Source organism: Sphingomonas sp. NFR04, from assembly GCF_900114095.1.
Lineage (GTDB): Bacteria > Pseudomonadota > Alphaproteobacteria > Sphingomonadales > Sphingomonadaceae > Sphingomonas.
In genome coordinates this window covers 651,754-666,728 of the sequence record NZ_FORV01000001.1, presented here as the reverse complement: position 1 = coordinate 666,728, position 14,975 = coordinate 651,754, and the positions used below count along the sequence as shown (strand labels likewise).

Sequence of the window (14,975 nt, the reverse complement as noted above, 5' to 3'; positions counted from 1 at the left end):
TCAGCCTTTCGTGGGAAGCGCGGTCGCCAGCCGGGTGGTTGCCGCCAGCACTTCGGGATCGTTGAGCAGATCATGTCCCCGTCCGGGGACGATCCGGAGATCGGTAGCAATGCCGCGAAGTGCAAGGGCCTCGGCATAGGCACGCGACAGCGCAGGCGGCGTGATCTTGTCGTCGAGACCAACGAGCACGGCAGCGCGCATGCCGGGCATCACCCCGCCCGCGGTCTTGAGGGGGTCGAGGCTGGCGACCGGGGTCGCCCAGGCGGCACCGTGACGCTGCTTCTGCATGCCCTTGCGCCATTCGGGCAGCGCGCAGGGGCAGCCGACCAGCACCATCGCGTCGACCAGATCGGGGCGGATGCCGGCGATGTCGGCGGCGATCGCAGCGCCGCCCGAATCGCCGACCAGGATCAGCCGGGCGGACGCGAAGCGGCGGCGCAGGATGCCGAGCGACTCCGCGATCGCGTCGATCCGCTCCTGCGTATAGTCGTCGCCGAAGCCCAGCCCGGCCTGGCCCGGCGAGCGGTTACCCGCGGCATCGCCATAGCCCGGGCGGAGCAGCGCGACGGCGGCGCTGTCGGGGATGCTCTGCGTCGCGGCCTCGGCGAAGCGATAATGGTCGCTGCGCGATTCGGGGCCGCCGTCGCCGTGGAGGACGACGATCAGTGTGCGCACTGTGTCCGGCGTGGTGGCGCCGAAGTTGCGCGCGTGCAGGTTGAGCGCGGGTTCTACCTTGGCGACGGTGTGCGTTCTCGTTGCCACGGGCGCGGTGCAGCTGGCGAGCAGGGCGATTGGCGCCAAGACGGCAAGCGCAGCACGCTTCCGCGATCCTCCCCCGGAGGGGGAGGGGGACCGCCCGAAGGGCGGGGGAGGGGTGTCCCGGTGCGTGCGGAAGGGCTGCCCCCCCAGCGGAGACACCCCTCCGTCAGGCCTGCGGCCTGCCACCTCCCCTTGCAGGGGAGGATTGTGCGTGATCTCAAAGCGCATCGGCGATCCGTTCGGCGAGGCGGCGGGCGACGTCGGCCTTGGACGCGCGCTCCCAGCTTTCGATGCCCTCGGCGGTGACGAGATGGACGGCATTGGCTTCACCCCCCATCACATCGCCCGAAACATCGTTGGCGACAATCCAGTCCGCGTTCTTGCGCGTGCGTTTCGCGACGGCATGTTCGATCACTCGTTCGGTTTCCGCCGCAAAGCCCACCACGAGCCGCGGCCGGCGCGATCCCTGCGCCACCCCGGCGAGAATATCAGGATTCTGGGCGAGGTGCAGCAGCGGCGCGGCGTCGCCCTTCTTCAACTTCTGGCCGGCGGGTTCAACCTGCCAATCGGCTACGGCGGCAACCATCACGGCGGCGTCTGCGGGCAGCGCGGCGTCGACGGCCGCAGCCATTTCGCGCGCCGTCTCGACATCGACTCGCGTGACGCCCGGCGGGGTGGGGAGCGTCACCGGCCCGGCGACCAGCGTGACGCGCGCACCGAGCGCCGCGAGCGCACCGGCAATGGCGAAGCCCTGCTTCCCCGAGGAGCGGTTGGCGATGTAGCGCACCGGATCGATCGGCTCGTGGGTCGGGCCCGCGGTGACGAGGACATGCTTGCCGGCCAGCCGCGGCTCGATCGGCGAGAGCGCCTGCTGGATGGCGGCGAGGATCGCCTCGGGCTCGGGCAGGCGACCGGGGCCATATTCCCCGCAGGCCATCGGGCCCTCGTCGGGCTCCAGCACGGTCACGCCGTCGGCGCGGAGCTGCGCGACATTGCGACGGGTGGCGGCGTGGCTCCACATCCGCACATTCATCGCAGGTGCTGCGAGCACCGGCTTGTCGGTGGCGAGCAGCAGGGTGGTCGCAAGATCGCTGGCGATGCCGCCGGCCATGCGGGCGAGCAGATCGGCGGTGGCGGGCGCGACGACGACCAGATCGGCCTGGCGGCTGAGCTGGATATGGCCCATCTCCGCCTCGTCCTTCAGGTCCCACAGCGTGGTGTAGACCTGATTCTCGGACAAAGCCGCCAGGGTCATCGGTGTGACGAAATGCTGGCCGCCTTCGGTCAGCACGCAGGTCACGCCGATGCCGGCCTTGCGGCACAGGCGGACCAGCTCGCAGGCCTTATAGGCAGCGATGCCCCCGCCGACGATGAGCAGGATGCGCTTCATGGCGTCACCGTTGTAACCGTGATCCGGCGCCTGTCGAGCGCACGGTGCCACAGGTCGGCCAGCGCATCGGGGACGAACACCAGCCCGACCAGCGCGGCGGGGGCGATCATCAGCGCCCAGTAGAAATTGTCGAGCCGCGCGAAGATCGAGATCACCACGCCGTACGCGATCAGCAGCGCGAACATGCGCAGGCCGAGCGGCTCGTCCCAGCTCGCCCAGCCAAGCATCGCCAGGACGATCAGGATGGCACCGACCACCACCGGCAGGGCCTGGAGCGCGGTCGAGGTGACCAGCGCGCGAAGGAAGAAGCCGGGGCCGTTGAATGCCGACCAGCCCGGCGATGCGGCATCGAGCGGCCCGGTCACGCCCGCCACGGCATGGGCGTGCAGCGCCAACACGCCGGCGAAGACCAGCAGCGCCACGCCCCAGCCCAGCGCCTCGCGCCGCCGGCCCTCGCCCCAGGCGAAGAGCAGCATCACGATCGCGTAGAGCGCCGCGGTCTCGCGGATCAGCATCGCGGCCAGGCCGAGCGCGATCGCCTCCAGCGCGCGGCCGGGGCGGCGGAGCGCCAGCGACAGCGCGACGAGCAGCCCTGCCCAAACCTCATGGAACAGCACCAGCCCAGGCTGGAAAAAGGCCAGCATCGAGACCGCGAGCAGCAGCATCATCACCGCGCGCGGAAACAGCCCGTTCAGCGCGACGCCGACGCGCGATGCCCAGGCAAAGGCGGTCAGCGCGGCGAGCGCGAGCAGCAGTGCGATACTCGCCCAGCCGGGAATCAGCGCCTCGAATGCCGCCAGCGCGGGCAGGCGCATGGTGAAGAACGGGCGCAGCGGATAGCCGCCGGCGCGCATCGCATCGCTTGCCGCGACATAATAGGTGTCGCCGCCCTTCATCGCCGCCACGACGCGCTCGTACAGCCCGACATCGGTCATCCGGTCGGCGGTGGCGACGGAAGTGGCGCCATCGCCGGTGAGCGACGGCACCGCCAGCGCGGTCAGCGAGGCGAGCACCAGCAGCAGCACCGCCAGCCAGGCCAGCCGCGCGCGACCCCGCGACAGGGCGGCAAAGCGGCTCGGCTGGAGGGTCCAGAGGCGGCGCGTGCGCCCGATCATTTCAGCAGCAGCGTTCCGGCCACGCCGGCAAGCGCGGCGACGATGCTCACCAGCGCATAGCGCCACCCGCCGCCGACGCGCACGACCTGGATTTCGCGGAGCGGCGGCTCGGGCGGGGCGCCGCCAGGCGCGGGGAAGCGGCGCTCGATGTTGCGGACCAGCTCAGGGAGTCGGGCGAGGGTCCGCAGATCCTCGATCAGCCGGTCGGCGACCTTGGCCTCGGGCCCAAGCTCGGTGCGGATCCACTCGCGGACGAAGGGCGCCGAGACTTCCCACAGGTTGATGTCCGGATCGAGCCCGCGCGCGACGCCTTCCACCATCACCATCGTCTTCTGGAGCAGCAGCAGATGCGGCTGCGTCATCATGTCGAAGTCGCGGGTGATCGAGAACAGGCCGTCGAGCATGCCGCCGATCGACATCTCCTTCACCGGCAGGCCGCGCATCGGTTCGCCTACCGCACGCAGGGCCGTGGCGAACTCGGCGACATTGTGGTGGGCGGGGACATAGCCGGCCTCGAAATGGATCTCGGCGACGCGCTTATAGTCGCCGGTGATCAGGCCATAGAGGATCTCGGCGAGCCACACCCGCGCGCGCCGATCGATCCGGCCCATGATACCGAAATCGATCGCGGCGATGCGGCCATCGGGTAGGGCGAACAGATTGCCCTGGTGCATGTCCGCATGGAAAAAGCCCTCGGCGATCGCCTGGCGGAGGAAGGCCTTGATCAGCTTGCCGGCAAGGCCGGGCATGTCGTGCCCGGCGCGGACCAGCGCGTCGCGGTCGCTCAGCTTGATGCCGTCGATCCACTCCAGCGTCAGCACCTTGCCGGTGGTGCGCTGCCAGTCGATGGCGGGCACCATGAAGTCCGGCTCGGCGGTCATCGCCTCGGCGAGTTCGGAGGCCGAGGCGGCTTCGCGGCGGAAGTCGAGCTCGCGCACGGTCCAGCGCTTGAAGCTTTCGATCACCAGGCGTGGGCGGAGGCGGCGTGCCTCGCCGCCATAGGCCTCGAGCTGGGCGGCGGCCCATTCATAGGTGTCGATCGCGCGGGCGAAATCGCTTTCGATACCCGGGCGCAGGACCTTCACCGCGACGCGGCGGCCGTCGGTGGTCACCGCGCGGTGCACCTGCGCGATCGAGGCGGCGCCGATCGGGCGCTCCTCTACTTCCGCGAACATCGCGGAGAGCGGACGGCCATAGCTGGTCTCGATCCGCTCGCGGATGATGTCGAAGGGGACGGGGGGCAGCGCGTCCTGCAGCCGGAGCAGGTCGTGCGCGGCTTCCTCGCCGACGAGATCGGGGCGGGTGGCGAGCGTCTGGCCGAGCTTGATCGCGGCCGGGCCGATCGCCTGGAAGGCATCGGCATAGGCAGGCACGGCGGGGACGCGCGCGCCGAGTCGGGCGATGCGCGCGAGGCGGCGCACCGGACGCGGGGTGTTGGCGTCGCGCTCGATGCCGCGCAGCGCGCCGTGGCGCGCGAGGATGCGGCCCCATTTGAGCAGGCGCCAGAGATGGACGGCGGGTGCGGTCATGCTTCTAGCCCCTCCTCCTCGGAGGAGGGGTTGGGGGTGGAGGGATTCCAGAACGCCCGTTGGTCTCGGTGAGACACGGCCCCACCCCAAACCCCTCCCCTGAAGGGGAGGGGCTTACATGCGCGCGCCATCAAATCTTCCAGCCGCTGTGGATCGCGACGAGCCCGCCGAGCAGCGGCTCCACCTTGGTCTGCTGGAACCCCGCCTCCGCGATCATCCGCTCGAAGCTCGGCATGTCGGGGAAGCGGCGGATCGATTCGATCAGGTAGCGATAGCTGTCCTCGTCCTGCGCGAGCAGCTTGCCCAGCTTGGGGACCAGCTTGTGCGAATAGGCGTCGTAGATTTCGGCGAAGCCCGGCCACTGGGTGGTCGAGAATTCGAGCACGAAGAAGCGGCCGCCGCGCTTCAATACGCGGTGCGCCTCGCGGAGCGCCTTGGGGATGTCGGTCACGTTCCGGATGCCGAATGCGATGGTGTAGGCATCGAAGAAGCGATCGGGGAATTGCAGCGTCTCGGCATTGGCCTCGGTCCATACCAGCCCGTCGATGCCGCGCTGGGCGGCGCGCTCGACGCCGACGCTCAGCATTTCCGAGTTGATGTCGGCGACCGTGATCGCAGCACCCGTCTCCGCCATTCGGAAGGCGATGTCGCCCGTGCCGCCGGCCATGTCGAGGATGTGCTCGCCCGCGCGCGGCTTCACCCGGCGGACGAAGCGATCCTTCCACAGCCGGTGCATGCCGCCCGACATGGCGTCGTTCATCAGGTCGTAGTTGCGGGCGACATTCGAGAACACCTCGCCGACGCGGCGGGTCTTGTCCTCAGGGGCGACGTCTTCGTAACCGAAGGAGACGGTATCGGGCATGGGGGTGCCTTAGCGGCAGGCGGCGGCCAAACCAAGGGGGCTGAGGGGGCATCATCCAACTCCTCCCCGGCACGGGGAGGGGGACCGCGCGGCAGAGCCGCGTGGTGGAGGGGCTGCGCCGCAGGCGCGGTGCGGGCGGCGCGCGCGGGACGACCGCCGCTCGCGCGGCGGCCCCTCCACCATTCGCTGGCGCGAATGGTCCCCTTCCCGTGCCGGGGAGGATCTTGGGGGGTGGTGACATTCTGCCTGCCGCTTCCTAGCTGTAGCGCCAGATGCCTGAGCTTCCCGAAGTAGAAACCACCGTTCGCGGTCTCGCCCCCGTGCTGGAGGGGCAGCGGATCGAGCGCGTGCTGCTGAACCGCGCCGACCTGCGCCGCCCGTTCCCGGTCGATCTCGGCCAGCGGCTGACCGGGGCGACCGTCACCGGCCTGTCCCGCCGCGCCAAATATGGCCTTATAGATACGGACCGCGAGGACACGCTGGTCTTCCACCTCGGCATGTCCGGGCGCTGGCGGATCGATCCTTTGGAACTCGGCAAGCACGACCATGTCGTGATCGAGACGGCGCGGCACCGCTTGTCGCTCAACGATCCGCGGCGTTTCGGCTCGATGGATCTGGTCCCCACCGCCGAACTGGCCGAGTGGCCGGCGTTCAAGGCGCTGGGGCCGGAGCCGCTGGGGCCGGACTTCACCGCGGCCCATCTGGTGACGGCGTTCGCGGACCGAATCGCGCCGGTGAAGGCGCTGCTGCTCGACCAGCGAATCGTCGCCGGGCTCGGCAATATCTATGTGTGCGAGGCGCTGTTCCTCGCCGGCATTGCGCCGACCAAGCCGGCCGGGTCGATCGGCCGCGCCAAGCTGGAAAAGCTGGTCGATTCGGTGCGCGAGGTACTGGAGGCGGCGATTCGCGCCGGCGGCTCCACCTTGCGCGATTATGCCCGGCCAGACGGCGAACTCGGCTATTTCGCCAAGGAGTGGCGCGTCTATGGGCGGGAAGGGGAGCCATGCTCTTGCGGTCGCCCCGTGCAGCGTCGCGTGGATTCGGGGCGCTCCACCTTCTATTGTGGAAAATGCCAGCGCTGAAAGGATTGACCCGAATCGCTACAGCCGATAAAGGGCCCGTCTTTCCGGCGTGGGCTCGCTTCCGCGCCTCACCCATTTCGAGCAGGAACAAGACCGAATGGCGAATACGCCGCAAGCGAAGAAGCGCATCCGTCGCAACGACCGCCGCGCCGAAATCAACGGTGCACGCGTCGGCCGCATCCGTACCTTCGTGAAGAAGGTGGAAGCCGCCCTGACCGCCGGCGACAAGGCCGCTGCCACTGAAGCGCTCGCCGCTGCGCAGCCGGAAATCGCACGTGGCGTCGCCAAGGGCGTGCTTCACAAGAACACGGCAGCGCGCAAGTTCTCGCGCCTCAACAAGCGTCTTCAAGCGCTCGCCTAACCGTAACTATTCGGTAACGAAAAACCCTGCCGGACTCTGTCCGGCGGGGTTTTTCGCGTTTGCGCGGCAACAAATGGTTAAAATTTGAGCAATGCAAGCGAATCGCGCAAATCCACGAGTCGTATCGATTCGGTCTCCGATGACTCTGATTTTACCTTGTTAACTATCGGGAATATTTAGACAAATCCGGTGGCCCCACGGTTTTCCTAGGGGTTCGGGCTGTCAACAAAACTATTTCAGAAAGTTTACATGGCAGGCCCTTGCTCGACTCAGTTCGAGCTTCCTACAACAAGCGTCCCGGCCACGTTGCTGGTCGGGGACAACGAGTTCATCGCGCGTCTCCGGGGGCATGACCGGCTGCGATGGGCCTCATGATCCACAATGGTTTTAGAACGCGGGAATCGTGATTCCCGCGAAGGAAGGGTGCGTCACAGTGACTCAGGTTCAACCGCTGGAACGTGAGGAAGGCCGCGACGTCGCCAAGGCTTGGGCGCATGTGCGCACCAACCTGCGCCGCTCGGCCGGCCAGCGGCTGTTCGACCAGTGGCTGAAGCCGGTGGTGCTGGTCGAGGGAAGCGATTCGCTTGCCGTGCGTCTGGGCCTGCCGTCCCCCTTCCTCACCCAGTGGGTGAAGAATCACTACGCCGAGCGCCTGCTGCTCGAATTCCGCGCGGTGCTGCCGAACGTGCGCAGCGTCACGCTGGAGACGCTGCAGGACGCCGAGCAGCGCGTGCTCAGCGCCGAGCCGGCGCCCGCGCCGCGCAAGGAAACGCTGGTCGAGCCGGCCGAGCGCCCGACGTTCGATCCGCGCTTCACCTTCGATCGCTTCGTGACGAGCACGACCAACCGCGTCGCCTTCAACGCCGCGCGCACCGTCGCGCAGCCGGGCGTGCCGATGTTCAGCCCGCTCTACCTTCATGCCGGCACCGGCCAGGGCAAGACGCACCTGATGCACGCGATCGGCCACGCCTTTCTCGAAGCGAATCCGGGCGCGACCGCGATCTACTCGACCGGCGAGCGCTTCATGTTCGAGTTCGTGCAGGCGCTGCGCAACAAGGACACGCTGGCGTTCAAGACCCGGCTGCGCTCGGTCGACCTGCTGATGATCGACGATCTCCAGTTCATCGGCGGCAAGGACGCGACCCAGGAAGAATTCTTCCACACGGTCAACGAGTTCATGAGCGCCGGCAAGCGGCTGGTGATCGCCGCCGATCGCGCGCCCCAGGCGCTGGAAGGCTTCGAGCCGCGTCTGGTCGGTCGCCTCGGCGCCGGGCTGGTGGCGGATATCAAGCCTGCCGAGCTCGACCTGCGCCGCGCGATCGTCGAGCGCAAGCTGAAGGACATGCCCGCCGTCGACATGCCGGTGGAAGTGGCTGACCTGCTCGCCGCGCGGATCACCACCAATGTTCGCGAGCTGGAAGGCGCGCTGAACCGCCTCGTGGCCTATGCCAGCCTGTCGAACGAATCGATCACCATCGACTTCGCGACCAGCGTGCTCGGCGAAGTGCTGCGTACCAGCCAGCGCCGCATCACGATCGATGAGATCCAGCGTGCGGTCTCGACGCATTTCGAAGTGAAGCAGCTCGACCTGATTTCGGCCCGCCGCGCGGTGGCGATCGCGCGCCCGCGCCAGATCGCCATGTACCTCGCCAAGCGGCTGACCACGCGCTCGCTGCCCGAGATCGGCCGCAAGTTCGGCAACCGCGATCACTCGACGGTGATCCATGCGGTCAAGCGGATCGAGGATCTGCGCAGCAAGGATGTCGAGATCGACGGCGCGGTTCGCGCGCTGATGCGCACCCTGGAGGGGTGATCCCGGTGATTCGCCTCGCCGTGCCCGAAGACGGCGCGGCGATCTGGGCGATCCTCGAGCCGGTGCTCCGCGCCGGCGAGACCTACGCACTCGACCGTGACCTCTCGCGCGAGGCGGCGCTGGCCTATTGGCTGGGGCCCGATCGCGAGAGCTTCGTCGCGGAAGCGGAAGCGCGGGTGCTCGGCACCTATTATCTCCGTGCCAATCAGGCGGGCGGCGGCGCGCACGTCGCCAATTGCGGTTATGCGACGCATGAGGCCGCGCGGGGCCGCGGCATTGCACGGGCAATGGCCAAGCACAGCTTTGCCGAGGCGCGGGCGCGGGGCTTTCGCGCGATGCAGTTCAATTTCGTGGTGAGCAGCAATGCGCCTGCGGTGCGGCTCTGGCACGCGCTCGGCTTCGAGACGATCGGCAGGGCGCCCGAGGCGTTCGACCATCCAGCGCTTGGCATGGTGGACGCGCTGATTCTCTACCGCCGGCTTTGATCGCCAGGGCCCGTCGGTTGACCGCCGGGCCCTGGGTCACGTCACTTACACTTAACGTTGCCGCGGTCGATCTGGCGCCCGAGCAGCGCGCCGCCGCCCGCACCGAGCAGCGTTCCCAGCGTGCCGCCGCCGACCACATTGCCGAGGACGCCGCCGGCAACGCCGCCGATCACCAGGCCGGTCGTGCCGTCGGAGCGGCGGCAATAGGTCCGCCCGTCACGGCCGCGATAGATCCGGTCGTTCCGGCCGAGCCGGCGCGGAGCGTGCTTGGTATCGCGATAGGATTGGGCCGGATCCCAGTTCCGGTCTTCGTCGTGCCAGCGGTGATCACGCTGCTGCGCGGCGGTGGCGGGCGCGCCGACGGCAACCATGCCCATGCAGGCTACGGCGGCCAGGGCCGGGGTGAACATCATCTTCATTCGGTATCTCCTTGCATAGTGCCGGCGTCCGCAAGCGGCGCCGGGCTGGTGCCTCAGCGGCGGACCCAGACCGTGCGGCAATGCCGGATACGCTTGTGGTGCATGCCATGGCCGCGTTGCTCGACCTTGCAGACGCGCTTCTTCACCATGTGCCGCGGCGCGGCGACCGCCGGGGTGGCGACGATGGCGGCGGCGGCGAGCGCTGCGCAGATCGATCCGATTGCCTTGATCTTCATGTCGACTCCTCAAAGGACTGGAGGAGCAAGGAACACGGCAGCGCCGGCCGGGTTGCTTCGGCGGCCGCCTAACATTGTCGCAAATTGTCGCAGCGGCGAAGGTGTGGCGGGCGCCGCCCTGTCCCTTGGTACCTGGCGGCCAAAGCGGCGTCGGCGCGTTGTGCCCCTCCATTGGGAGAATGCGCATGGCCGATCAGAATGACGAACAGTGGATGCGGATGGCGATCGAGGTCGCGCGGTCGAAGGGATCGGACCCCTCCACCTCGCCGCTCGGCTGCGTGATCGTGCTCGACGGCAAGGTACTCGCGGCCGAGCGCAACCAGACGCACGAACTGCCCGACGCCACCGCCCATGCCGAGATGATGGCGATCCGCCGCGCTTGCGAGAGCACCGGCGAGCTCGAATTGCGCGGGGCGACGCTCTACTCGACGCTGCAGCCCTGCGGGATGTGCACGATGGCCTTGATCTGGTCGAAGGTCGGGCGCGTGGTCTACGGCGCGGGGCGCGACGACGTGCATCCGATGTATTTCGAGGCGCGGCATGTGGATACGCTGGGCTTCATCGGCGACGCCTATCGCGACGACATCGTGATTGAGGGCGGCTGTCTCGCCGCCGAATGCGGGACGCTCTATTATCCCCCCGATGCCGAGCTGCCGGTGGAGGAACAGGCCAATCTCTGAGCCCTAGCGCAGCAGCCCCACGAGGATGGCGAGCGCGCCCAGTACGGCCGCGCCGCGCGCGAGGCGGACGTCATAGGTCAAGCCGAGCAGGACGAGCGCGGCGCTGAACGGCAGCACGCCGCCCCAGGTCACCAGCGCGAGCGGCCAGTCGGATGCAGCCAGGGTGGCGGCGAGCGCTGCCGCCAAAAGGGCCCAGCCGCCGATGCGCAGCCGGGCGGCTGGCACGCGCCGCTCCCATGCCCCGAGCAGCGCCGGCGCGTGGCGGGGCATGGCTGCGGCGAGCGCGAACATGCCGAGCAGCGTCATCCCGGCGGCGATCATGCGAGCTGCTCGCGCGTGCGACGGCGCGTCGGCTTGGGACGGGGGCGCCATTGGCGCAGGCCGATCCAGCCGAAGCCGGCGGCGGCGGCGAGCAGGGTGAGGCTCACGCTCGCCTGGACGCTGTCCGCAAAGGCGCCGCCGAGCAGTGCCGCCGCCGCGCAGCCGAGCGCCAGCAGAGTCAGCAGCAGCGGCCAGCTCCGTTTCGGCGCAAGCATGGCGCCGAGCAGCAAGGCGGCGGCGGCGCTCCACAATGCTACCGAGACCTCGGCACCGGCGCGGTCGGCCATCCCGAGCGGCAATGCCCGGTTGGCCAGCAGAAAGGCGACGCAGCCGATCGGCACGCCTGCTAGGACGCCGGCGTTGAGCCGCCCGACGATGCGGTTGCCGAGGCTGAGCGGCGCGCGCTCGCGGCGCTTGACCACCCACAGCACCATGCCGCTCGCCACCGCCAGCGTCAGCATCGCGCCGCAGAGGAAGTAGAGCCAGCGCGTCGCCAGCGGGGCGAAGCGGGCGAGGTGGAGACCGTACGCCACGCCGTAGGTCTGGAGCGCGGGACGGTTCTCGGTGAAGTCGGCGAGGACGCGGCCAGTCGTGCCCTCGAAGCTCACGGCGCCTGCGGCATAGGCGATCTGGCGCGCATCGTCGCGGAACATGGTGACCACCGCCGCGGCATCGCCAGGATGCGCGATGGTGACGCGTCCCACCGGCTGGCCCAGCCGCCGCTCGGCCTCGGCCAGCATCGGGGCGAGGGGAGCGAGCGGCGCAGGCTTGCCGGCCGCGGGGCGGTCGATCTGGCCCGGCTGGAAGGCCTGGAACATCGCTGCCATGTCCTGCCCGTAATTGGCGTTGATCGCCCAGGGCATGTTGAGCGTCGCCAGGGTCAGCAGGCCGGTGAAGCTGATCATGACATGGAAGGGCAAGGCGAGGACGCCCACCGCATTGTGCCCGTCGAGCCAGGAGCGCTGGCCCTTGGCGGGGCGGAAGGTGAAGAAGTCCTTGAAGATGCGCCGATGCGCGATGATGCCGGTGATCAGCCCGAGCAGCAGCACCATCGCCGCGAGCGAGGCGAGCAGCCGACCCCAAGGGAAGGGCAACTGCAGTTCGAAATGCAGCCGGTAGAAGAACTCGCCGCCCAGCGTCTCGCGCGGGGCGGGCGCGCCGGAGACCGGATCGAGCGCGCGATAGACGAAGCCGGTGCCGGGGTCGTAGGTCGCCTCGGTCGTGTTCATGCGATCGTTCGGCAGCGTCAGGTACCAGCCGAAAGAGTTGGGCGCGTTCCTGCCGAGCCATGCGCCTGCGGCGGTCAGCGCGGTGGCGCGGTCGGCGGTGGCGGTGGTCTCGGGGCGCATCCACCGGCCGATCTCGGGCTTGAACACGCTCAGCGTGCCGGCGAGGCACATCACGAACAGCACCCAGCCGAGCAGCAACCCGGTCCAGCCGTGCAGCCACGCCATAGCCTGACGGGCGCCGTCGCGCACCGCGCTCATGCAGCGGGCATCCCGGCCGCCCAGGCGATTCCCGCGAGCAGCGCGGCGGCGGCAAGAATGCCGCCGAGTGCGCGGAGGGGACCGGGAGCGAGGAACGCCCAGATCGTCGCCACGGGGGCGACGAGGAAGGCGAGCATCGTCGCCGGCACGATCGCGTCGAGCCGGGGGAGGGGCAGGGTCCGCGCCGCCGCCGCGGCGAAGCACGCCGCGACCAGATAGGCACCGAGGCTTCCGGCCACCGCGCGCGTCGCGATGTTCGCCCGGTAGCCCCAGCCTCTGCGGAGATGCGCCCCCATGCCCTGCCTCAGTAGCTGAAGCTGATGCTGCCGAGCACGCTGCGCGGCGCCGCGTAGAAGGCCTGGCCCCACATGATGCTGCCAAGATACTTGCTGTCGGTCACGTTGCGGACGTTGATCGCCGCGCGGACATGATCGACCAGGCGGATGCTCGCCATCAGGTCGAGCACGGCATAGTCATCCTGCGTGACGGTGAAGTCCGGGCTGCGGATCTTGTTCTGCCAGCGCAGCTGGGTGCCCATCTTCAGGTCGCGCAGTTCGGGTACCGTGTAGGTGGTGGCGAGCTTCAGGCTCTTGGTCGGGATGAACACGCGGGCGGGGGTGCCGGCATCGTCGTGGATCTCCAGCCCAGTATAGCCGCCGCTGATCGTCCAGTTGTCGGTCACCTTGCCGGCCAGCTCGATCTCGAAGCCGCGCGAGGTGGTGTCGAGGCCGCTATAGTAATAGCTGCCGGGCTGGCCGGGATCGCCGACGCCGAACTGGCCTGCAGCAGTTGCAAGGTTCTTCTGCTTGGCGCGGAACAGCGAGGCGGTGGCGTAGAGCCGCCCGCCGAACCATTCGGTCTTGAGCCCGCCCTCGATGCTGGTGCCGGTCACCGGATCGAGCCGGCGGCCGGTCCGGTCCACCTCGATCTGCGGATTGAAGATGTCGGTATAGCTTGCGTAGACCGAAATGTTCTTGGTCAGGTCGTAGGTCAGCCCGGCATAGGGGCTGACGCGGCTGTTCTTGCGATACTGGTCGGCGCCGTAGGAGATGCCGCTGGACTTCAGCCAGGTTGCGCTGCCGCCGACCACGAGCTTCAGCTGGTCGGTGACGCTGAGGTGCGCGGCGCCATAGGCTCGGGTGACGTCGGTACGGCTGTCGGCTTGGAGCGTGATCGGCCCGGTACCCGGATCGGCGATCACCGCGCTCGAAAGGTTCGGCACCGCGGGATAGGCGATATAGCTCTTGCCGGTCCCCTCCCATTGGCGATTGTCGAGCCGGCCGGTCGAGACCCCGAACGCCAGCTGGTGCTCGCGCCCGAACAGGTGCAGCGGCCCCGAGGCGGTGAAATCGCCAAGATACTGGTCGGTCTCAGACGGATAGGCACCGACCTGGCCCTGGATGCCGAGGCCGGTCGCCTTGTCCGGCGCACCGAAGGCGTAGAGCAGCCGGGCCTGCTGCTTGTTGTTGGCATAGGTGAACACGCCCTTGGCCTGCCAGCCCTTGCCCAGGTCATAGGCGAGCTCGCCAAAGGCGCGCTGGTCGGTGGTGTCCCAATAGGTCCAGGGCGCCGAGGTGGTCGCCGAGCGCGCATAGGGGATGCGGCTGCCATCGGTATAGGTCAGCGGCAGCGCGCCCCACAGCACGCCGTCGGCATCATTGTCCTGGCGGCTATAGCCGACCGTGGCGGTGAGCTGCGGGGTCACCTTCCAGTCGGCGATCAGGCCGTACACGTTGCGGTTGACGTGGTTGTAGTCGAGATAGCTGTCGCGCTCCTCATGCGCATAGATTGCGCGGACGCCGACCGTGTCGGTGACCGGCACCGAGACATCGGCTTCGCCGCGCCAGCGGTTCCACGAGCCTGCCTGCGCGGTGGCGGTGGCCTGCAGCGTGTCGGTCGGGCGCTTGCGGACATAGTTGATCGTGGCCGAGGGATTGCCCACGCCGGTCATCAGCGCATTGGCGCCGCGGATCGCCTCCACCCGCTCGAACAGCGCCGTGTCTAGGTCGCCATATTGGATGCCATAGGGCAGCGGCAGCCCGATGCCGTCGACTTGGAAGCTGGTGATGTCGAAGCCGCGCGAGTTGTAATAGGTCCGGTCGCTCTCGACCCGTTCGACATTGATGCCGACGGTCTGGTCGAGCAGGTCGTTGATGTTGGTGAGCTGGAAATCCTCGATCCGCTGCTGGTCGATGATCGTGATCGATTGCGGCGTCTCGCGCGGGGTGAGCGTCAGCCCGGTCGCGCTGCGCGAGGGCTGGGTGGCGATGCCGGTGACGACGATCTGGCTCTGCTGGTCGTCGCTGTCGGCCGTGCCGTCCGGACCCGCGATGGCGACGCCCGGCAGGGCGAACAGCGCGGTGGTGAGCAAGGCGGTGCGCAGCGACAATTGCATGATCCAGCTAATCCCTTTGGGTCTCGTTATGTAGGCGAGCC

General features: G+C 68.6%; 16 protein-coding genes. 5 read left to right on the top strand and 11 right to left on the bottom strand.

All coding sequences use genetic code 11. The features are described 5' to 3' along the window. The 5 genes from BM009_RS02975 to ubiE form a co-directional block, all read right to left on the bottom strand. On the bottom strand, positions 1-762 hold the full coding sequence (locus BM009_RS02975; RefSeq protein ID WP_254772123.1) for an alpha/beta hydrolase: 762 nt from the start codon (positions 760-762) through the stop codon (positions 1-3). A 214-nt stretch (positions 763-976) separates the two neighbouring features. Then, positions 977-2,149, bottom strand: coding sequence for a bifunctional phosphopantothenoylcysteine decarboxylase/phosphopantothenate--cysteine ligase CoaBC (gene coaBC, locus BM009_RS02970; RefSeq protein ID WP_093293629.1), 1,173 nt, complete (start codon positions 2,147-2,149; stop codon positions 977-979). Further along, positions 2,146-3,264 carry a hypothetical protein gene (locus tag BM009_RS02965; protein ID WP_093293626.1) on the bottom strand — a complete coding sequence of 373 codons (1,119 nt, stop codon included), beginning with the start codon at positions 3,262-3,264 and terminating at the stop codon, positions 2,146-2,148. Before BM009_RS02965 ends, coaBC begins: the two co-directional genes overlap by 4 nt. After that, positions 3,261-4,793, bottom strand: coding sequence for a 2-polyprenylphenol 6-hydroxylase (ubiB, locus tag BM009_RS02960; RefSeq protein ID WP_093293623.1), 1,533 nt, complete (start codon positions 4,791-4,793; stop codon positions 3,261-3,263). The genes BM009_RS02965 and ubiB overlap by 4 nt, the downstream gene beginning before the upstream one ends. Before the next feature lie 130 nt (positions 4,794-4,923). Beyond that, positions 4,924-5,655 (bottom strand): bifunctional demethylmenaquinone methyltransferase/2-methoxy-6-polyprenyl-1,4-benzoquinol methylase UbiE, encoded by a 732-nt coding sequence (gene ubiE / locus BM009_RS02955; protein WP_093293620.1) that lies wholly within the window; start codon positions 5,653-5,655, stop codon positions 4,924-4,926. A 272-nt stretch (positions 5,656-5,927) separates the two neighbouring features. On the opposite strand from ubiE, the gene mutM reads away from it, so the two are divergent. From mutM to BM009_RS02935, 4 genes are all read left to right on the top strand, one after another. Further along, positions 5,928-6,737 carry a bifunctional DNA-formamidopyrimidine glycosylase/DNA-(apurinic or apyrimidinic site) lyase gene (mutM, locus tag BM009_RS02950; RefSeq protein WP_093293618.1) on the top strand — a complete coding sequence of 270 codons (810 nt, stop codon included), beginning with the start codon at positions 5,928-5,930 and terminating at the stop codon, positions 6,735-6,737. A 97-nt stretch (positions 6,738-6,834) separates the two neighbouring features. Then, the gene (gene rpsT, locus BM009_RS02945) at positions 6,835-7,098 is read left to right on the top strand and encodes a 30S ribosomal protein S20 (RefSeq protein ID WP_010545371.1); all 264 of its coding nucleotides are present in this window, start codon (positions 6,835-6,837) and stop codon (positions 7,096-7,098) included. A 433-nt stretch (positions 7,099-7,531) separates the two neighbouring features. Next, positions 7,532-8,911 (top strand): chromosomal replication initiator protein DnaA, encoded by a 1,380-nt coding sequence (gene dnaA / locus BM009_RS02940; protein ID WP_093293615.1) that lies wholly within the window; start codon positions 7,532-7,534, stop codon positions 8,909-8,911. Then, a complete protein-coding gene (locus BM009_RS02935; protein WP_093293612.1) occupies positions 8,908-9,396 on the top strand; it encodes a GNAT family N-acetyltransferase in 489 nt (162 codons plus the stop codon). Before dnaA ends, BM009_RS02935 begins: the two co-directional genes overlap by 4 nt. A 41-nt stretch (positions 9,397-9,437) precedes the next feature. Here BM009_RS02935 and BM009_RS02930 read toward each other — a convergent pair whose 3' ends face one another. After that, a complete protein-coding gene (locus BM009_RS02930) occupies positions 9,438-9,815 on the bottom strand; it encodes a glycine zipper 2TM domain-containing protein (protein ID WP_093293609.1) in 378 nt (125 codons plus the stop codon). Positions 9,816-9,868: 53 nt separating this feature from the next. Continuing rightward, entirely contained in the window at positions 9,869-10,051 is a 183-nt protein-coding gene (locus tag BM009_RS02925) for a hypothetical protein (RefSeq protein WP_093293606.1), read from the bottom strand. 185 nt (positions 10,052-10,236) lie between these two features. Here BM009_RS02925 and BM009_RS02920 point away from each other — a divergent pair, with 185 nt between their 5' ends. Next, positions 10,237-10,731: a nucleoside deaminase gene (locus BM009_RS02920; RefSeq protein ID WP_093293603.1), complete on the top strand. Its 495-nt coding sequence runs from the start codon at positions 10,237-10,239 to the stop codon at positions 10,729-10,731. 3 nt (positions 10,732-10,734) lie between these two features. Here BM009_RS02920 and BM009_RS02915 read toward each other — a convergent pair whose 3' ends face one another. Genes BM009_RS02915 through BM009_RS02900 form a run of 4 tightly spaced genes read right to left on the bottom strand, consistent with a single transcriptional unit; the run spans position 10,735 to position 14,934 of the window. Beyond that, complete coding sequence (locus tag BM009_RS02915) at positions 10,735-11,052, bottom strand: DUF3325 family protein (RefSeq protein ID WP_093293600.1); 318 nt, start codon at positions 11,050-11,052, stop codon at positions 10,735-10,737. Further along, positions 11,049-12,539 (bottom strand): PepSY-associated TM helix domain-containing protein, encoded by a 1,491-nt coding sequence (locus BM009_RS02910; protein WP_093293597.1) that lies wholly within the window; start codon positions 12,537-12,539, stop codon positions 11,049-11,051. The genes BM009_RS02915 and BM009_RS02910 overlap by 4 nt, the downstream gene beginning before the upstream one ends. Continuing rightward, positions 12,536-12,835, bottom strand: coding sequence for a ketohydroxyglutarate aldolase (locus BM009_RS02905; RefSeq protein ID WP_093293594.1), 300 nt, complete (start codon positions 12,833-12,835; stop codon positions 12,536-12,538). Before BM009_RS02905 ends, BM009_RS02910 begins: the two co-directional genes overlap by 4 nt. An 8-nt stretch (positions 12,836-12,843) precedes the next feature. Beyond that, the gene (locus tag BM009_RS02900) at positions 12,844-14,934 is read right to left on the bottom strand and encodes a TonB-dependent siderophore receptor (protein WP_093293591.1); all 2,091 of its coding nucleotides are present in this window, start codon (positions 14,932-14,934) and stop codon (positions 12,844-12,846) included. Positions 14,935-14,975 lie beyond the last annotated feature (41 nt).